At 62.6% G+C, this 19,556-nt stretch carries 17 protein-coding genes and 1 pseudogene; 11 read left to right on the forward strand and 7 right to left on the reverse strand.

Annotated features, from left to right (window positions below):
- Positions 1-8 precede the first annotated feature (8 nt).
- The 4 genes from HWV67_RS15140 to HWV67_RS15155 are packed head-to-tail and all read left to right on the forward strand — an operon-like array spanning position 9 to position 3,118.
- Positions 9-1,256 (forward strand): ABC transporter permease subunit, encoded by a 1,248-nt coding sequence (locus HWV67_RS15140; protein WP_175651792.1) that lies wholly within the window; start codon positions 9-11, stop codon positions 1,254-1,256.
- Positions 1,253-2,026 (forward strand): ABC transporter ATP-binding protein, encoded by a 774-nt coding sequence (locus HWV67_RS15145; RefSeq protein WP_175651793.1) that lies wholly within the window; start codon positions 1,253-1,255, stop codon positions 2,024-2,026. Before HWV67_RS15140 ends, HWV67_RS15145 begins: the two co-directional genes overlap by 4 nt.
- Complete coding sequence (locus HWV67_RS15150) at positions 2,023-2,739, forward strand: ABC transporter ATP-binding protein (protein WP_175651794.1); 717 nt, start codon at positions 2,023-2,025, stop codon at positions 2,737-2,739. Before HWV67_RS15145 ends, HWV67_RS15150 begins: the two co-directional genes overlap by 4 nt.
- A gap of 31 nt (positions 2,740-2,770) precedes the next feature.
- Positions 2,771-3,118, forward strand: coding sequence for a RidA family protein (locus HWV67_RS15155; RefSeq protein ID WP_175651795.1), 348 nt, complete (start codon positions 2,771-2,773; stop codon positions 3,116-3,118).
- Positions 3,119-3,248: 130 nt separating this feature from the next.
- Here the strand turns inward: HWV67_RS15155 and HWV67_RS15160 are convergent, their stop codons facing one another.
- The 6 genes and pseudogenes from HWV67_RS15160 to HWV67_RS15180 all read right to left on the reverse strand — a co-directional run bounded on the left by HWV67_RS15160 (position 3,249) and on the right by HWV67_RS15180 (position 8,989).
- A complete protein-coding gene (locus HWV67_RS15160; RefSeq protein WP_175651796.1) occupies positions 3,249-3,623 on the reverse strand; it encodes an ethanolamine utilization protein EutQ in 375 nt (124 codons plus the stop codon).
- A complete protein-coding gene (locus HWV67_RS15165) occupies positions 3,620-4,948 on the reverse strand; it encodes an NAD(P)/FAD-dependent oxidoreductase (protein ID WP_175651797.1) in 1,329 nt (442 codons plus the stop codon). Before HWV67_RS15165 ends, HWV67_RS15160 begins: the two co-directional genes overlap by 4 nt.
- 10 nt (positions 4,949-4,958) lie before the next feature.
- Positions 4,959-6,191, reverse strand: a complete 1,233-nt coding sequence (locus HWV67_RS15170) for an NAD(P)/FAD-dependent oxidoreductase (protein ID WP_256680137.1) — start codon at positions 6,189-6,191, stop codon at positions 4,959-4,961.
- Positions 6,180-6,341: pseudogene (locus HWV67_RS31735) on the reverse strand (rubredoxin); the annotation flags it as partial. The pseudogene HWV67_RS31735 and the gene HWV67_RS15170, both read right to left, overlap by 12 nt.
- Entirely contained in the window at positions 6,338-7,792 is a 1,455-nt protein-coding gene (locus HWV67_RS15175; protein WP_175651799.1) for an aldehyde dehydrogenase family protein, read from the reverse strand. The pseudogene HWV67_RS31735 and the gene HWV67_RS15175, both read right to left, overlap by 4 nt.
- A 15-nt stretch (positions 7,793-7,807) precedes the next feature.
- The gene (locus HWV67_RS15180; protein ID WP_175651800.1) at positions 7,808-8,989 is read right to left on the reverse strand and encodes an aromatic ring-hydroxylating oxygenase subunit alpha; all 1,182 of its coding nucleotides are present in this window, start codon (positions 8,987-8,989) and stop codon (positions 7,808-7,810) included.
- 295 nt (positions 8,990-9,284) lie between these two features.
- On the opposite strand from HWV67_RS15180, the gene HWV67_RS15185 reads away from it, so the two are divergent.
- Positions 9,285-10,958, forward strand: a complete 1,674-nt coding sequence (locus tag HWV67_RS15185; RefSeq protein ID WP_175651801.1) for a BCCT family transporter — start codon at positions 9,285-9,287, stop codon at positions 10,956-10,958.
- Positions 10,955-11,362: a cupin domain-containing protein gene (locus HWV67_RS32120; protein WP_175651802.1), complete on the forward strand. Its 408-nt coding sequence runs from the start codon at positions 10,955-10,957 to the stop codon at positions 11,360-11,362. The genes HWV67_RS15185 and HWV67_RS32120 overlap by 4 nt, the downstream gene beginning before the upstream one ends.
- On the opposite strand, the gene HWV67_RS15195 is transcribed toward HWV67_RS32120, so the two are convergent.
- Positions 11,298-12,221 carry a LysR substrate-binding domain-containing protein gene (locus tag HWV67_RS15195; RefSeq protein ID WP_175651803.1) on the reverse strand — a complete coding sequence of 308 codons (924 nt, stop codon included), beginning with the start codon at positions 12,219-12,221 and terminating at the stop codon, positions 11,298-11,300. The two genes, HWV67_RS32120 and HWV67_RS15195, sit on opposite strands and share 65 nt — an antisense overlap.
- 521 nt (positions 12,222-12,742) lie before the next feature.
- Between HWV67_RS15195 and HWV67_RS15200 the strand changes: the two genes are divergently transcribed.
- From HWV67_RS15200 to HWV67_RS15220, 5 genes are all read left to right on the forward strand, one after another.
- Positions 12,743-14,623 carry a sigma-54-dependent Fis family transcriptional regulator gene (locus HWV67_RS15200; RefSeq protein WP_175651954.1) on the forward strand — a complete coding sequence of 627 codons (1,881 nt, stop codon included), beginning with the start codon at positions 12,743-12,745 and terminating at the stop codon, positions 14,621-14,623.
- 183 nt (positions 14,624-14,806) lie between these two features.
- The gene (locus tag HWV67_RS15205; protein ID WP_175651804.1) at positions 14,807-16,225 is read left to right on the forward strand and encodes an aldehyde dehydrogenase family protein; all 1,419 of its coding nucleotides are present in this window, start codon (positions 14,807-14,809) and stop codon (positions 16,223-16,225) included.
- A 12-nt stretch (positions 16,226-16,237) separates the two neighbouring features.
- Positions 16,238-17,773, forward strand: coding sequence for a class I adenylate-forming enzyme family protein (locus HWV67_RS15210; protein ID WP_175651805.1), 1,536 nt, complete (start codon positions 16,238-16,240; stop codon positions 17,771-17,773).
- Positions 17,774-17,990: 217 nt separating this feature from the next.
- A complete protein-coding gene (locus tag HWV67_RS15215; RefSeq protein WP_175651806.1) occupies positions 17,991-18,494 on the forward strand; it encodes a sigma-70 family RNA polymerase sigma factor in 504 nt (167 codons plus the stop codon).
- A complete protein-coding gene (locus HWV67_RS15220) occupies positions 18,491-19,459 on the forward strand; it encodes a FecR domain-containing protein (protein WP_175651807.1) in 969 nt (322 codons plus the stop codon). The genes HWV67_RS15215 and HWV67_RS15220 overlap by 4 nt, the downstream gene beginning before the upstream one ends.
- Positions 19,460-19,556 lie beyond the last annotated feature (97 nt).

Consider the following 19,556-nt stretch of genomic DNA (forward strand, 5'->3'; position numbering starts at 1 on the left):
GGGGCGTCATGAACAATCACAAGACCCAATACCTGTTGCTGATCCTCGGCTTCATCGCCTTGCCGTTCTTGGTCGAAGCCATCCCCATGCTCGGCCCGACCTGGGTGCGCATCCTCGGTTTCGCCATGCTCTACGTGCTGCTCGCACTGGGGCTGAACATCGTGATCGGCTACGCCGGCCTGCTGGACATGGGCTATATCGGCTTCTATGCCATCGGTGCCTATCTGTATGCCTTGCTGGCCTCACCCCATCTGAACATGGCGGGGCTGGTCGGTGGCGTCCTGGACTGGCCGTTGTGGGTGATCATTCCGCTGGCGGCGGTGGCCGCGGCGATCTGCGGGGTGCTGATCGGTGCCCCGGTGCTCAAGCTGCGCGGCGACTACCTGGCGATCGTCACCCTCGGCTTCGGCGAGATCATCCGCATCTTCATGAACAACCTGGACCAGCCGGTGAACCTCACCAATGGCCCGCAGGGCATCAGCAACATCGCCCCGCTGCACCTGGACTTCGGTGCCTGGAGCCATGCGCCAGGCGCGGGCTCGACGCCGGTGCTGTCGCTGCAGGAAAGCTGGAGCCTGTTCGGGCTGAACGTCTCGCCGGTGATCAGCTACTACCTGTTCTTCCTGTTTATCGTGATTCTCTGCATCGTCCTGTCCAAGCGCCTCGAAGTGTCGCGTATCGGCCGCGCCTGGATGGCCTTGCGCGAAGACGAAGTGGCCGCCGAGGCCATGGGCCTGAACAAGCGCAATCTCAAGCTGCTGGCATTTGCCATGGGTGCGACGTTCGGTGGTGTGTCCGGCGTGCTGTTCTCCAGTTACCAGGGCTTCGTCAGCCCCGAGTCGTTCACCCTGATGGAGTCGATCATGGTCCTGGCCATGGTGGTGCTCGGCGGCATGGGCTCGATTCGTGGCGTGGTGCTGGGGGCGCTGATCCTGTCGGTCATGCCCGAGCTGTTCCGCGACCTGGTCAACTGGATCCAGCCCTGGGTCATGGACAACGTCACCTTCGTCAGCCGCGACATCCTGCGCAACGTGCTGGATGCCTCGACCCTGCGCATGCTGGTGTTCGGCCTGGCACTGATCCTGGTCATGCGTTTCCGCCCCGAAGGCCTGTGGCCGTCCGACCGCCGTCGTGCCGAACTGCATGACGCCGACCCCGAACCCGCGCCCGTCCCGGCCGCGCTGAGCACCGCCGTGCACGCGCCGGCCAGCGAAGCGTCCTTCGAATACCCGGCCAAAGAGGCGAACAAGGCATGAGCGATATCCTTCTCGAACTGCATCAGGTGAGCAAGTTCTTCGGCGGCCTGCAGGCGTTGCACGGTATCGACCTGAAGATCCGGCGTGGCGAGATCCGCGGCCTGCTCGGCCCCAATGGCGCCGGCAAGACCACCCTGTTCAACGTGCTCACCGGCCTGTACCAGGCCGAGCAGGGCAGGGTGATGTTCGACGGCAAGCCGCTACGCATCAGCAAGCCGGACAAGGTGGTGGAAGCCGGCATCTCGCGGACCTTCCAGAACATCCGCCTGTTCCACAACATGACCGCGCTGGAGAACGTGATGATCGGCCGGCATGTGCGCACCCGCAGCGGGGTGTTCGGCGCCATTCTGCGCACCGCCGCCTGCGTGCGTGAAGAGCGCGAGATCCGCCAGGCCGCGCGTCACTGGCTGGACTACGTCGGCATTGCCCACCTGGGCAGCGAGCTGGCGAAGAACCTGTCCTACGGCGACCAGCGCCGTCTGGAAATCGCCCGTGCCCTGGCCACCGAGCCTAAGTTGATCGCCCTCGACGAGCCGGCGGCCGGCATGAACGCCTCGGAAACCGAAGGGCTGCGCAAGCTGATGTGCAAGATGCAGGCGGACGGCAAGACGGTGCTGCTGATCGAGCACGATGTGAAGCTGGTGATGGGGCTGTGCGACCACGTCACCGTGCTGGAATTCGGACGCAAGATCGCCGACGGCCTGCCGGCCGACGTGCAGAAGGATCCCAAGGTCATCGAGGCCTATCTCGGTGCGGAGGTAGTGGCATGAAGAACATTCTCGAAGTGAACGACCTCAAGGTGGCCTACGGCGCCATCCAGGCGATCAAGGGCATCGACCTCAAGGTGCGCGAGGGTGAGATGGTTGCCCTGGTCGGTGCCAACGGCGCAGGCAAGACCACCACCCTCAAGACCCTCGCCGGCCTGCTCACCCCGAGCGCGGGACAGATCACCTTCGATGGCAAGGCCCACTCGACGATCAAGGCCTATGACCTGATTCGCGAAGGGCTGGCGCTGGTGCCGGAAGGTCGGGGCATTTTCCCCAAGCTGACGGTGCACGAGAACCTGGAGATGGGCGCCTTTTCCCGGCGCGACGGCAAGGATGCGATCAACGCCGATATCGAGCGCATGTACGGCATCTTCCCGCGCCTCAAGGAGCGCGCCTTTCAACTGGCCGGGACCATGTCCGGCGGCGAGCAGCAGATGCTCGCCATCTCCCGCGCGTTGATGGGGCGCCCCAAGTTGCTGCTGCTCGACGAGCCGTCCATGGGCCTGGCGCCGATCATCGTGCAGAAGATCTTTGAAACCATCCGCGAGGTGGTGAAGGGCGGCGTGACCTTGCTGCTGGTCGAGCAGAACGCCCGCCTGGCCCTGCAGACCTGCGACCGGGCCTACGTGATCGACTCCGGGCGCATCGCCCTGACCGGCAATTGCCATGACCTGCTGCACGACGAGCAGGTGCAGAAGGCCTACCTCGGCGAATGAGGGGGCGTAAATCCAATGAAGAGGGTGTGTTGTGAGTGACATTGAACGCTACGGATTCGATACCCGGATCCACCACGGGGTGAAGCACAACGGCGTGGTCTACCTGACCGGGCAGGTGGGCACGCCGGGCACCTCGGCCGCGGCGCAGACCCGCGAAGTGCTGGGCAAGATCGACGAACTTCTGGCCCAGGCCGGCACCGACAAAAGCCGGGTTCTCAACGTGATGCTGTGGCTGGACGACCTGCGCGACTTCGACGAGGTCAACCAGGTCTGGGATGCCTGGGTCGACAAGGCGCATGCCCCGGCGCGCTCCACCGGCCAGGTGCGCATGACCCGCCCCGGCATGCTGGTGGAAATCATCGTTACCGCCGCGACCTGACGGGACGGTATTGGCTTGATTTCGCCGCCGCGCGTGCGGCGGCGATCCAGCATCAAATCCGCCTCAGCTCAGATGCCCACGTCGAACGGTCAGATGGAGGTCAGGTCGTTGTGAGATTGACCGGTTCAAGCTACACAACTTTGTGACGAAGCTTCCAGTCTCCTGGATAAACCACATAACCGAACAGTGCATGTCCTCCGTAGATCAGCTCAGTCCCTTCGGGAATCCACAGAACCTGACCAGGTTCGACCCGGTACATCTCTCCATTCGCCCGCAACTCAAAGCAGCCTTCGATCACGAAAATCACTTCGTCATAGAGCACGGTCCAAGGAACCTCAGCCCCGCTCCATCGGGCAAAGCCGACACCCAGATTCGGTGACACCTCGTTGCTGAGCGCTCTGGCAACGCTCGAACTGCCAGGTGGCCCTCCGCGGTGGGTGAACGCGAGGTCACGATGATCAATCCGTAATACGGGACCTTTGCCGGTGACTCTGCTCTTGCTCATAGCTCGCTCCGACTGTTCCAGGCTGCCCAACGGATTCGCGTGCGAACCCCAAGGCCAAGAAACGGCTCTGGCGGATTCAGCGAGGGCATACCCGTTACTGACTGGATGTCGTCAAGTTGTTGTGAGCCGGCCCCCACTGCGAGGTCAGCCAGCAAGCGTCCCGAAATCGTTCCCCACGCCGCACCCACACCGTTGTCGCAGGCGCTGGCATACACCCCCTCACTGATCTCGCCAAAGAAGTTGGTGAAGTTGCGCGAGATCGCGTACGTCCCGCCCCAGGTGTGAGTGAAGGCCACGTCGGCAAGCTGCGGATAGCGCGCCAGAAACGCCTTGCGATGGTCTTGCTGGATCTTGCGTCTCACGGTTTCGCTGACACTGCTGCCGTAACGTGGCACGTGCTTGTAGGTGTTGCGAATGATCAAGCGACGGTCCTGAGTCATGCGCACGGTGGTGCCGGCGTGGTCGGCGGGGGTTAATCCCCAATCTGCCTGGATACCGGTCCGGGACATCTCTTCGTCGGACAGCGGGCGAGTCCAGCTGGCAAAGGTCATGACCGGCAGCAGGCGGTTGCGCAAATAGCCGAACTCTCGGGTGAAGATGCTGGTACCCAGCAGCAATTTCGGCGTGCGAATCACACCGTTGTTGCCTTGCAGCAACCAGTTCCCGGCGCTGTCTCGCTCCAGCCCGGAGATGGGCGACTCCTCCAGCACTTCGACATTTTCCGGCAGCGAGGCGCCGAGGCCGCGTACCAGCGCGGCCGGCTGCATCAGGTAGCAACCAGGGGTGAAGATCGCCCGGCTGTAGTGATTGGTGCCGAGCACGCCGTTCAACTCATCCCGTTCCACCACGCGATAGGGCTCGCCGAGGTTGTCCAGCAAGCCGCGGAAATGGTCGAGATAGGCCAGGCCGCGTTCTCCTACCGCGCCTTGGTACTTACCGGCGTGGGACCACTGGCACTCGATGCCGTGGCGTTCTATCAGGCCTTGCAACTGGTCGATGGCCGAGCGGTTGAGGCCCAGCAGGCGCTGTTTGTGGCGAGGATCCGGGTGTTCAAGGGCGAACTTGTGCGGCAGGTCGATGACAAAGCCGGAGTTGCGGCCTGACGCGCCGTACGCGATGCGCTGGGCGTCCACCAGCAGAATGCGCGCTTGGGGGTAATGCTCGGCCAGGCGCCGGGCAGCGGAGAGTCCGGCGAAGCCGGCACCTATGACCGCGTAATCGGCGCTCTGCTCACCTTGCAAGCGGCGTGGTTCAGGCGGGTTGGGCAGAGCGGCGTACCAGCCGCAGTTGGTGTCGTCGTTGGGCAGATTTACAAGACTGGTCATGGTTCGGCCCTCAGGCCACGTTCTGTTGATTGGCCTGGCAGCTTTGTAGCCAGGCGGAGCGTTGGGTCTGGGCCTGACGGCCGAGCAGGACGAAGCCGTGAATCGCGCCGCGGGCATCCTCGAACACGGCACTCATGCCATCGTCGGTGGCCGTGCAGTTCCAACGACCCTCTACACCATTGGGCGGTGGCAGCAGGCAAAGCGGCGCGACCGGTGTCTTCACGGTGACCGGCATCAGCGGATAGCTCACTGCTGCACGCTGGCCCAGCAGGGTTTTCGCCAGGGCCTGAATGCCTTGGTTGATCGGCGCCAGATACGGCAGCAGCTGGCCGTCGATCTCGATGCAGTCGCCGATGGCATAGATATGCGGGCTGGACGTCTGCAGGTGGCTGTCCACAAGGATGCCCCGGGCGCAATCCAGTCCGGCATCCCGTGCCAGCTCCAGATTGGGGCGCAGACCGATGGCGGACAGCACCATGTCGACTTGCAGGCGCTCGCCATTGGCCAGTTCCAGGTGGTAGCCCTGCGCTGTGCGCTCGAAGCGTTCCAGGGTGGTGCCGAGGTGCCAGCGCACGCCGAGACCTGAAAGGCTGTCCTGCAGTTGCTGGCCGACGGCTTGTGGCAGCAAACGCTCCATCGGCCAGTTGCCGAGGCCGATCACGCTGACCTCGAAACCGCTGGCTGCCAGGTCGTTGGCGAATTCGCAGCCGATCAGCCCGTCACCGAGGATCGCGACTCGTCTCGCGCCCGTGAGGCGTTCGCGGAAGGTGTGATAGTCATGGAGGTTGTTGACGCTCAGCAGCGCATCGTCCGCGCCTGCGATCGGCAGGCGCACGGGGGAGGCGCCACTCGCTAGTACGAGTTGGCCGTAGCTCATTTCACCGAAGTTGGTGTAGAGCCGACGCTGCTGGCTGTCGATTCTTTCCACGTGACAGTGGCTGTAGACACGGATGCCCAGCCGTTGCTCTACCGCCAGTGGCGATTCGCTTGCCAGCGCTGCGGGCTCACGGCCTTGGGCGAGAGCGATGGACAGGGCCGGTTTGGAGTAATTACGACCGTCTTCCCGCGTCAGCACGCGGATGTCCAGTTGCGGATCAGCGTTGCGCAGGGCCTGGGCAAGACCGTAGCCAGCGTAACCGCTGCCGATGATGACCACCGGGCCTTGCGGGAAGGCCTGGGCCAGTGGTTGCAGGGCGGCGGCGGGGGTAGCGACTGCCACCACCGGTTCGCTGATTTCGAGCATTTCGAAATCGGATTTGCCGACTTTGCACTCCGGGCACAGCCAGTCTTCGGGCACCTCTTCCCAGCGTGTGCCGGCTGCGATGCCGTCATCCGGCCAGCCGAGGGCTTCGTCATAGATCAGGCCGCAGATGATGCAGAGCCACTTTTTCATGACGCGCTCCCTTCTTCGCCCTTGATGCGCACGGCCAGGTTCTTGGTGCGCACGTAGCTGTACAGCGCTTCCTGACCCTTTTCCCGGCCATAGCCGGAGAGGCCGACGCCACCGAATGGCGTCTCGATACCACCGGCGTACCACTCGTTGACGAACACTTGGCCAGCACGCAGGCGTCGGGCACACCGCAGCGCGCGGTTGAGGTCCTGGGTAAAGACACCCGCCACCAGGCCGAAGTCGGTGCCATTGGCGATGGCGATGGCCTCTTCCTCGGTATCGAAGACGATCGCCGCGAGCACTGGACCAAAGACCTCCTGCTGGGCGATGGTCATGTGCGAGGTGACATCGCGAAACACCGTGGGGCGCATGAAGTGACCGGCTACGCCACTCAGCGCTTCGCCGCCGGTTGCGACCACTGCGCCTTCCGCTTGCGCGGTACGGCACAGTGCTTCGATACCGGCGAGCTGCCCGGCAGAAATCACCGGCGTCAGATCGGCGTTGTCTTCGCCTGCCCCAAGGTGCAGGCCCTCGGCCAGTTGCACGATGGACTCGACCACTTCGTCATAGATCGAGCGATGGATCAGGATCCGCGAAAGCGCCGAACAGACCTGGCCGGCATTGAAGAAGATCCCGTCGCGCACGCTGCTCAGCACCTGCTCGCGGTCAGCATCGGCGAACACCAGGGCTGCGGACTTGCCACCCAGCTCCATCACGCTGGGTACGGCATTTTCTGCCGCCGCGCGCAGGATGCTCTGGCCGGTCGGCACCGAACCGGTGAAGACGATCTGGTCCACCTGCTTGCTGGCGGCCATGTGCGCACCCACTTCACGGCCGCGGCCGCACAGCAGGTTGACCGCGCCTTGCGGCAGGCCGGCGCGCTCGATGGCCTCGACCAGCACGCACAGACCCAGCGGCGACAGCTCCGGCGACTTGATCACAACCGCATTGCCGCCGGCGAGGGCCGGGGCCAGGGAGCGGGCGCAAATGGACACCGGGAAGTTCCACGGCACGATCTGCAGCGAAACACCCATCGGGTCATAGACGGTGAAGTCCATGTAGCCGTTGCCCAGCGGAATCGAGCGGCCCTCGATCTTGTCGGCCATCCCCGCGTAGTACTCGAAGTAGCGCGCGGCTTCGACGAACTCGGTCCTGGCGTCACGCAGGGTCTTGCCGTTTTCCGCACAGAGGATGCGCGCGCCTTCGTCGGCGATAGCGCGGATCTCCTCGGCGATGCGCAGTAGCCAGGTCACCCGTTGCGCCGGCCGGGGCCGTGTCAGCGCGCCGCTGTCGGCACAGCGCCGGGCTGCGGCCAGGGCCAGGTCAGCCTGGGCCACGGTGGCCTGGGCGATGGTTGCCATTGGCTGGTTGGTGGCGGGGGCAAGGATGGTCAGGCGCTGTTCGCTGTCCAGCCATTGCCCGTCGATGTAGTTGAGCCAGTTACGAATATTCATTGTGTGCTCCCCGCCTCAGGCTTTCTTGGCGCTGTCGAGCAGCTGTTGCGCGGCCCACTTGTGGAAGTAGTGGGTGGGCAAGTCCATCTCCGGCGAGAATGCGCCGCCGTTGTAGCCAGGCGAGCTGCGACCCTGTTGCATGCCTTCAACCGAGGCGATGTCTTCAGCGAACACCACCCGCCACGACTCCATCACCGCCTTGCGCGCGGCGTCGTAGTGCGGTTCGAGGGCCTGGTCACCGACATAGAACAGGCGAAGGTGCTCGACGGTTTTTCCTGGAGCGATGGGTTCGAGCATCATCGCGAAGGCGTGGTCAGCCTGGATGCCCAGCAGCACGTTGGGGAAGAACGACACGTATTCGGCGTTGCGCATGCGGTCCGCCGGCCAGGACGGGAAGGTCGGCAGGTGAGTACCGGCTACGTCCGACAGGTTGTAGGCATAGCTGCCTTGCCCGGCAAACTGGTCGAACATGATGTTGTAGTGGTCTTCCAGACGCGAATAGCTGTTCAGGCTCGGGTGTACCCACGGCAGGTGGTACGCCTCGCAGTAGTTCTCCACTGCCAGCTTCCAGTTGCACTTGACCTCGATGGCCATGGCGCCGCCGTTGGCCTCACGGCGCATCAGGCCCATGCCGTCATTGCCGAGGAACTGGGCCCAGCGTTCGGTCAGCGGAGCAAGCATCTCGCTCAGCGCCGGGGCATCGCCGGAGAGGTTGATGAACACCATGTCCATCCAGATTTCACTGCGCAGCGGCTTCAGACCGTGCTTCTCGCAGGCGAAGCGCTCGTCTTTGTGCTGGTTGATCCCGCCAACGTGGGGAGTGCCGCGCAGGGCACCGTTCAGGTCGTAGGTCCAGGAGTGGTAGGGGCAACGAATCACGCCTTGGACTTCGCCGGCTTCCTGCACCAGCTTGACCCCGCGGTGGCTGCAGACGTTGTGGAACACTTGCACCAGGCCTTCTCGGTTGCGCATCAGCAGCAGCGGCAGGCCCATGAAGTCGACCGGTTTGACGTAGGACTTGGCCGGCAGGTCCGAGGCAAAACCAATGCAGGCCCAGTTACGACCCAGGACGTGGTCACGGTCCAGTTCGAAGTAGCTCTGCTCGGTGTAGAAGGGGTTGGTCAAACCGTGGGCCTGCTCGATGGGGGCCAGGACGGTTTCGAGGGTATTCACGGGAATGAGGTTCGCGGTGCCCATTATTGTTATCTCCGAATCGCACGTTGATGGCCTTTGCGGCCTTTTTGGCTGTGCAATTCTTTCGATCCGGGCGTAGCGCAGACAAACGATTTATCCGGGCCAATTAATGAGAAAAACTCATTTATGAGTTGCCGTGACAGGCCTCATTTTGCTCATGCGAAATTCTCATCAATCGTCGAAATTAAATGATTTGTCGCCCTTGGGCACCCCCCGCATTGTTGAGGCCGCGATTCCTTTCGGAGCGCGCTCCGGCGCCGTGGACGCCGTACTACAACAACAAAGGGAGAAACCCTCCATGCGTGCATCCAGTGGCCTGTTCAAAGGCCTCAATCCAACCGTGACCGTCGTTTCCGTCACCATCGTCCTGGCTTTCGTGATGTTCTGCGCCACCTTGGGCGATCAGGCGACGCCAGCGTTCAAGTCCGCTTCGGACGCTATTCTCGACAACTTCAAATGGTTCTACCTGGCCCTGGTCAGTGGCCTGCTTGGCGTCCTGGCACTAATCGCCATGAGCCGTTACGGCACACTGAAACTTGGCCGAGAAAACGACCAGCCAGAGTTCAGCTTTCCGGCCTGGATCGCCATGCTGTTCAGTGCCGGCATGGGTATCGGTCTGATTTTCTGGTCAGTGGCCGAGCCCGTCTTGCACTATGCCAGTAACCCTTTCAGCGCCGGTCTCAGCGACGAAGCCGCAACCGTGGCCATGCGCCTGACCCTGTTCCATTGGGGGCTGCACCCTTGGGCGATCTTCACCATGATCGGCCTGGGCCTGGCTTACTTCGCCTATTGCAAGGGCCTTCCCCTGGCGCTGCGCTCGATTCTCTATCCGCTTATTGGCGAACGCATCTACGGTCCCATCGGGCATGTCATCGACATTCTGGGCGTGTGCATCACTGCGTTCGGTGTTTCGCAATCCTTGGGGCTGGGCGTAGTGCAGATCAATACCGGGCTACACCAGGTGTTCCAGGTCCCGGTGAACATCGGTCTGCAGTTGTCGATCATTGCCGTGGTCAGCGTGATCGCCGCCGTATCGCTGGTGGCCGGGGTATCCCGGGGCATGAAGCGCCTGTCCACCTTCAACATGTGGCTGTCGTTCGGCTTGATGCTCGTGGTATTGCTGCTCGGGCCTACCCGCTACATCCTCGATTTCCTCTTCGAGTCCACGGGTGACTACGTCCAGCATCTGGTCGGTCTGAGCCTGTGGACTGACACTCAGGCCAACAGCCCGTGGCAGAAAAGCTGGACCGCGTTCTACTGGCCGTGGTGGATGACCTGGGGGCCATTCGTAGGCCTGTTCATCGCGCGGATTTCAAAAGGCCGAACCATCCGTGAGCTGGTGATTGGCGCGCTGGTGGTGCCGACGCTGGTGACCATTCTGTGGATGTCCGTCTTCGGCGGCGCCGCGCTGAAGGATGAGCAAGACGCACGTAAAGCACATGCCGCTCAGGCAGTGGCGGAGCAACGCATCGATAACGAAGCGTTCAAGGGTGGTCCGTTGTTGCAATCCACTCAGAAAGAAACCACGGCGGCAATGTTCACCTTGCTCGAGCGTCTGGACGGCCCGCTGATGGGGGGCATTCTTTGTGTGGTGGTCTGCCTGCTGCTGGCAGTGCACTTTGTCACTGCCGCCGATGCTGGAACTCAGGTGCTATGCATGCTCAATTCGGTGGGCAGCATCAACCCGCCGAACTGGATACGAGTGCTTTGGTGCTTCCTGGAAGGTGCGATTGCCGCTGGGTTGCTGCTGGCCGGCGGGTTGATCGCCATCCAGATGGCAAGCATCGTTGTCGGCTTGCCGATCGCCTTGTTCCTGCTGGTCACCGCTTACAGCCTGCTTCGCAGTCTGCGGGCCGACACGGTGTGGCCTGCGCAGGCGTTGCTGATGCGCCCTACGGCGAACGACACGTTGATCGATCCTCTGCGGGTGCACGAGCAGGGCGGATTTGGCGCGGTGCGAGAGCGCGCGTGATTTCTGCCAATGATCGTCGCTATCGGCAACTTGAGTGCGCGAAGTGGCAACCGTTGAGTATCGATGGTCAAGTGCTGGAGGGTGTCGAATGGTCGACACTCGCCGGCACTGCCAGTTGGGTCTGCTACTGGATGCGCATGGCACCTGGTAGTCGCTCTCCCTCGCATCAGCACACCGGGTTGGAGTTGGTAGTGGTACTGGAAGGCGAGGTTCAGGACAGTGATGGGGTTTGTTTCAGCGAGGGTGCTAGCCTTGTATATGACGCGGGCTCGCAGCACTGGCTGACCTCTCTTTCTGGTTGTGTCCTGTTGGTTATCGAGACAGGGCCGGCAACGCTGGCTAGCTCGATCGAGGCAGTCGAGAATCACTTACCTGCGACAGCAACCACTCGCGAAAGCGATTGACACTTTGTCGGTTGCCAGCACGACCGGCAGGTTCCAGAAGACAGAAATTCGCCGTCGTACGAAGCACCTGATCCACCGGGCGTACCAGCGCACCTGTCTCCAGGTGGTCATTCACCAGGTTCGACCAGGCCAGGGCAATACCCTGGCTTGCCAGAGCTGACTGGATCAGCATCGAATAGCTATTGATATTGATTCGGTGCCGTGGCTCGGGTGCGCGGTGCCCCGTCCGTTGAAACCACTCTTGCCAGCCTACCCAGTCGCTTTGAGGGTCTTCGAGCCACAGCCAGGTGCAGTCCCCCAGTTGCTCTGGATCGCGCAATTGGGGATGGCGCTCCACGTAAGAAGGGCTGCAGACGGGGAATATTTCCTCGGAAAACAGGGGCGTGGCCTTGATGTTTTTCGGTTGAGCGCTGCAGTAATAAAGCGCCAGATCACAATCGAGTCGTGAGAAATCATTGGTTTGGTCAGTGGCGATAATACGCAGGTCCACCTCTTCGTTTTCCTGCTTGAATGCTGATACCCGCGGCAGCAACCAGAGCGACGCCATGGCGGTACTCGTGAGCACAGTCACCTGTTGTGTTCCATGCCAATGGCGGATATCGCCGGTAGCGTTTGCCACCTGTAGCAGCGAGTCCCTCACGACAAGGTGATACTGCTTGCCTACCGAGGTCAGATTGATTTCTCGGGTGGTACGAGTGAAGAGAGCCTTTCCTAGATAATCCTCCAAAATCCGAATTTGCCGGCTGATAGCGCCTTGAGTGACATTCAGCTCGTTAGCGGCCAAGGTAAAGCTCAGATGTCTGGCGGCAGCTTCGAAGGCAACGAGGCTGTTCAACGGAGGGAGCGGCTGGAGTTTCATTGGGCACGGTCATCATTGTTTTTCTTCTTGGGCCTGAGTCTGTCGCAGGTTGTGCTTTCAAGCTCAGGGATGCATCTAGGATAGCGAGGTTGGTGGCTGCTTTCCCAGTGCCCGCTGTCAAACGGTCAAACTCGCTGGGAGAAGAGGCAGCGGCTGATGGCTATCGATTTGCGTTGGCTCAACCCCACGCGTTGAAACTCAGTGCCTGGGTGATCTTGTGAGCTGCCGTGTGGAGCAGCGGGATGAAATCGAGAATGTCGCTTGAACTATGCCGAACGCTCGGCGCATGAAAAGGGGGCCATGAAAAAGTGAAAAGGGGACGGACTGAAAAGGGGACAAATTTATTTTTCTGGGACTGAAAAGGGGACAAATTTATTTTTCTGAGATGGCAAAACGTTACGAACGCATTGTCCCGTCCCGGTGGAGACACGGGAAAAATCATGTTATTGCTAGCCCCCTCCACGGTCCTCCCGGATCGTCTGGACCGCGCCTGAAAACCATAAAAAAGGGGGCTGCAATCCATGGCTCAGCATGGCCACTCCCTGGACATCGTCCAGGCCCGACGTTCCTTCTTCGATGGGCAACTGCCGCCCGGGCTGGTTCCGCAGCCGCTGCTGCGCTCGTGGGAGCGCACCTTCGCCACCGGGCTGCGGCCCGCGGACCGCATGCTGTTCGGCCAGGCGGTGAGCCGCGCCGAAGCCCGCCGGGTCGGCGAGGAGCACCGAAGTTTCGTCGACCTGGCGACACCCGACATCCTCAACCTGTGGCAGTCGATGCAATCTCCCGCCTGGGTGGTGCTGCTGACTAATGCCGATGGCACCATCGTCCACAGCGTCGGCAACCATGACCTGGCCCCGCGTGAATTGCGCCTGCCGCTGCAATGCGGCCGCCGCTTGCCCGAGTGCGAACTGGGCACCAACGCCCCGGCAGTGGTGTTGAGCGAAGGCGAAGCATCAGTCGTGCTGGGGGGCGAGCACTTTCTCGACGAACTGAGCCATTTCAGTTGTGTCGCCGCGCCGGTGTTCGGCATCGATGGTGCGCTGGTCGGCGTGCTCGATGCGACGGGGTTCGACGCGATGCTCGACCCACGGGCGTTGCAGCGGGTCAATCTGGCGGCCCGCTCCATCGAGAATCGCCTGTTTGCCGACTGCAAGGACGGCCTGCTGGTCGGCCTTCACGAAGACCCGCGGATGCTCGGCACACCGCTCCAGGGTCTGCTTCGGTTGCGTGACGACGGTCGTGTGCTGGGCGCGAACCGCTGCGCCCGGCAGATGCTCGGGCTTGATCGAACCGTCATGGCGAACGGGCTGGGTCCTACCGTCGACGAACTGCTGCAACAGCCATTCCAGAGGCATTCGGGCTCCACGACGGTCCAGGCCGTGCGTACCCGCACGGGGGCGATGCTCTACCTGTCGGTGCTGCAGTCGCCACCTTCGGGCGCGGCGCAAACGAAGCAGGTCGTAACTTCGCCGGCCGCCAGGCCGCAGGACCCTGCGGACACCTTGCTCAGCCGGGCGTCGCGGGTGCTCCAGCGCCGGATTCCGGTGCTGCTGCAGGGCGAGACGGGTACCGGCAAGGAATGGTTTGCGCGCCGGCTGCATGAGGCGACCCGGCCGGGCAAACCCTTCGTCGCAATCAACTGCTCGGCCATCGCCGAAAGCCTCGTCGAAGCGGAGCTGTTCGGCTACGAGGACGGCGCCTACACCGGCAGCCGCAAGGGCGGCGCTGCCGGCAAGATCGAGCAGGCCAATGGCGGCACGCTGTTCCTCGACGAGATCGGCGACATGCCGCTGCACCTGCAGACACGCTTGCTCAGAAGTCTGCAGGAGCGCAGCAATGTGCGCCTGGGCGGGAGCAAGGAGATCAGGGTCGATATCCAGGTGGTGTCGGCGACGCACCGTGACCTCGCCGGGATGATCGCGACCGGCGCGTTTCGCGAGGATCTCTATTATCGGTTGAGCGGCTTCCGGGTCGAACTGCCGCCGCTGCGTGAGCGCGGCGACCTGCAGCAGATGATCCATGCCGTGCTGGCTGAGGTGCAGGAAGGCCAGCAGCCGTGCCACCTGCCCGAGGACGTGGAAGCGCTGCTGCTGGGGTATCGCTGGCCCGGCAATATCCGCCAGTTGCGCCACGTCATCGAAGTCGCCTGCGCGTTGAGCGAGCCTTGCGGGGAGATCCGGCTGGAGAACCTGCCCGACGATATTTCAAGGCCGCGAGCGCCGGTTGATTGCCTGCCCGAAGCGGTTTCGCCCGCGTCGGGCACATCGCTGTCCCACCTCAAGGAAGAATGGGTGGCAAGCAGCCTGGCCGCACACAACGGCAATGTCAGCGCGGCGGCCAAGGCCCTTGGCGTGTCCCGGTCGACCCTCTATCGCAACCTGCAGCGCCTGTCCAAGTCCTGAAACGCGACAGTCGCGAACGCTGCCCCGTCCCGCTCTGCGACAGCCGCGGGGCGCAGGTTTTTCCCTGACAAGGCCGCAGAGCACCGGAATCCGTGCCCTGCGGCCTTTTTGTCGATATTGGCGCAGCGCTTGCTATCTCCGAATCTCTAACAAGAACAACGGCCAAAGGCCCGGGAGATCTCGATGAAAGCCCTGGATTTCGCACTGTCCATCAACGGACGCCTGGTTCGCAGCGCTGAAACGGGCACTGCGATCAACCCTGCCACCGAAACCGTCATCTGCGCTTTCCCGCTGGCGACCAGAGCGCACCTGGACGAGGCCGTGCAGGCCGCACAGGCGGCGTTTGCACGCTGGCGCGACACGCCGCTGGCCGAGCGCCAACGCCGGGTCAGCGCGTTGGGCGATGCCCTGGAAAAGCACCATGACCGTTTCGTCGAGCTGTTGATCACTGAGCAGGGCAAGGCCCGCAGCGGCGCCGAATGGGAGATCGGCGGGGCGATCCACTGGTGCCGGGAGATCGCCACCCAGTCCCTCGAAGATCAGGTGATCCATCAGGACGGTGACGAGCAAGTGGTATCGCGCCATGTGCCCATCGGCGTGATCGGTGCCATCACGCCGTGGAACTTCCCTATCCTCCTGGCCATCTGGAAGATCGCTCCCGCGCTGGTTGCCGGCAACACCATGGTGCTCAAGCCGTCGCCGTTCACGCCGCTGTGCACGCTGCTGCTGGGTGAACTGGCCAATGACATCCTGCCGCCGGGTGTGCTCAACGTGCTGTCCGGCGGCAACGAGCTGGGGCAGTGGATCACCGAGCACCCGGGCATCGGCAAGATCTCCTTCACCGGTTCCACCGCCACCGGCCAGCGAGTGATGCAGAGTGCCTCGGTGAACATCAAGCGCCTGACCCTGGAACTGGGTGGCAACGATCCCGCTATCGTGCTGGCCGATGTCGACGCCAAAGCCATCGCCAAGGACCTGTTCTGGGCGGCGTTCTCCAACAGTGCCCAGTTCTGTGTGGCGTGCAAGCGCCTGTATGTCCATGAGGCCGTGTACGACGACGTCGCCCGTGAACTGGTGGCGTATGCCCGCACAGTGAAAATGGGTAACGGCACCGAGCCCGGTGTCGAGCTCGGCCCCCTGCAGAACCGCATGCAGTTCGAAAAAGTCAAAGGCCTGCTGCGCGACTGCCAGGCCAACGAGCAGCACTTCCTGATTGGCGGCGAGGTCACTGCCGAGCGCGGCTACTTCATCCCGGTCACCCTTGTCGACAACCCACCTGAAGACGCGCGCTGCGTCACCGAAGAAGCCTTCGGCCCGGTGCTGCCGCTGCTGAAATTCAACGACACCGAGGACGTGATCCGCCGCGCCAATGGCACGGAGTACGGCCTGGCCGCCACTGTCTGGTCACGGGATCTGGAACAGGCCCAGCGGATTGCCAGGCGCCTGGAGGCGGGCACCGTGTGGATCAACCATGCCCATCAGTTTTCCCCGCACATCGCGTTCGGCGGTCACAAGACTTCGGGGCTGGGCATCGAGAACTCGCTGCACGGGCTGGCGGAGTACACCAATGTGCAGACCGTTCTGCAGAAAGCCGGCCACTGAGGGAGGCGCACCATGCAAGCATCCATTGGCGCGCTGATCGCTCAGGCAGCGCGGCGTTTCGGCGACAAGACCGCACTGGTGTTCGAGGGCCGAACCTGGAGTTTTGCCCAGCTCGATCACCGGTCGAGTCTCGTTGCCCAGGCATTGATCGACAGGGGCGTGAGCAGGGGAGCGGTGGTCTCGCTGTACTCGCCGAACTGCCCGGAGTGGATCATCGCCTACTTCGGCATTCTCAAGGCCGGTGCGGTGGTCAATCCGCTCAACCTCATGCTGACGCCGTCCGAGGCCGCGTTTGCCATCGCCGACTGTGGCGCGGTGGCGGTGTTCGGCAGCGCCGAGAAGATCGCCGGGCTCCAGGCGCAGGCTGGCGCGACCGGCGTGCGCGATTACATCCAGTTCGACGGCGTGCCGCTGGGCGGTGCGCTCCACCTGGAGCGGTTGCTGGAGCAGACCTCGGGCCTGGGCGACTATCCGCGTGCCGGGATCGGTCCTGACGACGTCTCGACCATCGGCTACACCTCAGGCACCACGGGACATCCCAAGGGAGCGGTGCTCAGCCACCGGTCGATCCTGATGAACGTGGCCATGACGGCGACTTTGCATGTGCGCAACCCGGGCGACGTGGTGGTCAGCGCGCTGCCGCTGTCCCACGTCTATGGCAACGTCGTGATGAATGCCGCCATGGGCTACGGCATGACGCTCGTCCTGCATCGGCAGTTCGACGCCGAGGCCATCCTGCACAGCATCCAGACCTGGCGCGCCACCCTGTTCGACGGCGTGCCTACCATGTACCACTACCTGCTCGACCACCCGCGCTTGGCGGACTTCGACCTGTCATCCCTGACCCGTTGCACCGTCGGTGGCCAGACCATGCCCGAGGCGAAGATGGAGCAGGTCGAAGCCCGCTTCGGCTGCCGCCTGCTCGAACTCTGGGGCATGACCGAACTGGGCGGCCTGGGCGCGACCCATTCGCTGTATGGGCCGCGGCGCCTGGGTTCCATTGGCATTCCCTTGCCCCACCAGCAGGCCCGGATCGTCGACCCAGCAACCGGAGAGACAGTGGCCGCGCCCGGAGTCGTTGGTGAGTTGCAGATGCGCGGCCCCATCGTGATGACGGGATACCACAGCCGCCCCGAAGCGACCCGCGAAGTGCTCGGTACGCAGGGCTGGCTGCATACCGGAGACCTCGCCCGCATCGACGAAGACGGGTTCATCTTCGTTGTCGACCGGCTCAAGGACATGATCATCACCGCCGGCTTCAACATCTACCCCGCCGAACTGGAACGGGTCATCAGCGAGCATCCGGGGGTGGCGATGGTGGCGGTCGGGAGCGTCCCCGATGCGAGCAAGGGGGAGTTGGCGAAGGCCTATATCGTCAGGCGCCAAGGCATTGAGGTCGAACCGGGGACGTTGGAGCAGCATTGCCGCGAGCGGCTGGCGGCGTACAAGGTCCCACGGAGTTTCATGTTTGTGGACGATTTGCCCAAGACCGCGAGCGGGAAGGTGATGAGGCGCAGGCTCAGGGAGTGTTTCGAGCAAGGGGAATAGCGCGGGGGGCTGACGGACGTCGATGAGCGACGTGTTCTTTCTGATTGAAATGAATCAGGTGTTGCCGTGGCTGGGGCTCGGTCGCTTTGATCGAGCCGCGCATAAGATCGACGCTGCAAGACATACCAACCTTTTCAGTCGCCCCCTAGTTTCTTTCGCACACAGCAGGTGATAATAGGAAATATTATCATTAAAGACTTGCATCGGAAGGATCAGCATGCCCGGCGCTAATTCAATTGAAGACATCTACGTCAGCCATCACGGCTGGCTGCAAGGCTGGCTTCGTCATCGCCTGAAAAATGCGGAAGATGCTGCGGATCTCGCCCAAGACACCTTCGTCCGTGTGATGCAGCGTCGCCAATTGCAAGCAATATGTGAGCCGCGCCCCTACCTGCGCACCATCGCCAGGGGCCTGGTCATCGACCTTTGGCGTCATCGCGATATCGAGCGTGCATGGTTGGAAACCTTGGCCCAATTGCCCGAGGCACATGTACCGTCGCCGGAGATCAGCTCGCTGGCCATTGAGGCGCTGGTGGCGATTGACCGGCTTCTGGATGAACTGCCTGAGCGCGCCCGCACTGCGTTTCTCATGGCAAAACTGGATGGCATGTCTTGTCCGCAGATTGCCGAACGGCTCGCCGTTTCGCTGGCCACCGTGGAGCGCGATATCGCCAAGGCACTGCGCCATTGCTACCGGCTGGAATTCGAGGATAGCCAATGACCGAGGCCGCGTTGACGTCGTTACCGGCCAAGGTGGTGGATCAGGCAATCGAGTGGTCGATACGGGTGACGTACAGCCAGGCGGATGACGCAACCCTCCAGGCATTTGAGCGCTGGCTGGCCGCTGCTGAAACACATCGTCTGGCATGGGCCCGCATGCAGAGCCTGGGCGGGCGGTTCGACGCAGTGCCTGCCAGCCTTACCCGCAAGACTCTGGAAAAGCTGCCAGAGACCCGCCTGCAGCGGCGTCAGATGATAAAGCTGCTGTCGTTGCTCAGTGCGACGGGGATAACGGCCTGGACCACTCACGCAACCAAGCCGTGGCAACGTCTGATGGCCGATTTCGACACGCAGGTCGGAGAGCGCCGTCAGTGGACGCTGGCGGATGGCAGTCTTCTCGAGCTCAATACCGACAGCGCCGTGCGGGTGCGCTTTGACACGCAGGTTCGCGATATCGAACTGCTGCGCGGCGAGCTCTATCTCATCAGCGGCAAAGATCCCGCCGCCCCTCACCATCGCCCCCTGCGCGTGACCACCTCCCTTGGCCAATTCGAGGCATTGGGTACGCGTTTCAACGTGCGTCTTTATGAGCTGACCTGCCGCCTCGGTGTCACCGAAGGCGCGGTGCGCATGCAACCGGAAACAGGTGACGCTGCCACCGCCCATGTGGGGGAAATCTGGGAACTGAGCAGATTCGACGTTCAGCGACGACCCGGCACTGCGCAAGAGGCCGCCACGTGGAGAGACGATTTACTGGTCGCACGCGACATGCCCCTGGCCGATGTGCTGAGTGAACTCGGCCGCTATCGCGCAGGGTATTTGGGGTGTGAGCCAAACATTGCCCAACGCTCCATCAGCGGCAACTTCAACTTGAAAAATACCGATGCCACCTTGGCATTCCTGGCACAGGCCCACGGTTTGCAGCTTCATTCGATGACACGCTATTGGGTGCGCCTAAGCGCCTGACCCAAGCCAGCAAAAAAGTCTCGGACCGTGAGGGGAATTCAGATCTGGCCCGGCATACAGATCAGACCCCTCCATCTTTCCTTGAGATTTATCGTGA

This window comes from Pseudomonas sp. Marseille-P9899, assembly GCF_903166565.1.
GTDB classification, from domain to species: Bacteria; Pseudomonadota; Gammaproteobacteria; order Pseudomonadales; family Pseudomonadaceae; genus Aquipseudomonas; species Aquipseudomonas huaxiensis.

Coding starts and splice junctions, on each gene's coding strand:
- HWV67_RS15140 (WP_175651792.1), top strand. CDS start 9: ATGAACAATCACAAGACCCAATACCTGTTGCTGATCCTCGGCTTCATC.
- HWV67_RS15145 (WP_175651793.1), top strand. CDS start 1,253: ATGAGCGATATCCTTCTCGAACTGCATCAGGTGAGCAAGTTCTTCGGC.
- HWV67_RS15150 (WP_175651794.1), top strand. CDS start 2,023: ATGAAGAACATTCTCGAAGTGAACGACCTCAAGGTGGCCTACGGCGCC.
- HWV67_RS15160 (WP_175651796.1), bottom strand. CDS start 3,623: ATGAGCAAGAGCAGAGTCACCGGCAAAGGTCCCGTATTACGGATTGAT.
- HWV67_RS15165 (WP_175651797.1), bottom strand. CDS start 4,948: ATGACCAGTCTTGTAAATCTGCCCAACGACGACACCAACTGCGGCTGG.
- HWV67_RS15170 (WP_256680137.1), bottom strand. CDS start 6,191: ATGCTCGAAATCAGCGAACCGGTGGTGGCAGTCGCTACCCCCGCCGCC.
- HWV67_RS15175 (WP_175651799.1), bottom strand. CDS start 7,792: ATGAATATTCGTAACTGGCTCAACTACATCGACGGGCAATGGCTGGAC.
- HWV67_RS15180 (WP_175651800.1), bottom strand. CDS start 8,989: ATGGGCACCGCGAACCTCATTCCCGTGAATACCCTCGAAACCGTCCTG.
- HWV67_RS15185 (WP_175651801.1), top strand. CDS start 9,285: ATGCGTGCATCCAGTGGCCTGTTCAAAGGCCTCAATCCAACCGTGACC.
- HWV67_RS15195 (WP_175651803.1), bottom strand. CDS start 12,221: ATGAAACTCCAGCCGCTCCCTCCGTTGAACAGCCTCGTTGCCTTCGAA.
- HWV67_RS15200 (WP_175651954.1), top strand. CDS start 12,743: ATGGCTCAGCATGGCCACTCCCTGGACATCGTCCAGGCCCGACGTTCC.
- HWV67_RS15205 (WP_175651804.1), top strand. CDS start 14,807: ATGAAAGCCCTGGATTTCGCACTGTCCATCAACGGACGCCTGGTTCGC.
- HWV67_RS15210 (WP_175651805.1), top strand. CDS start 16,238: ATGCAAGCATCCATTGGCGCGCTGATCGCTCAGGCAGCGCGGCGTTTC.
- HWV67_RS15215 (WP_175651806.1), top strand. CDS start 17,991: ATGCCCGGCGCTAATTCAATTGAAGACATCTACGTCAGCCATCACGGC.
- HWV67_RS15220 (WP_175651807.1), top strand. CDS start 18,491: ATGACCGAGGCCGCGTTGACGTCGTTACCGGCCAAGGTGGTGGATCAG.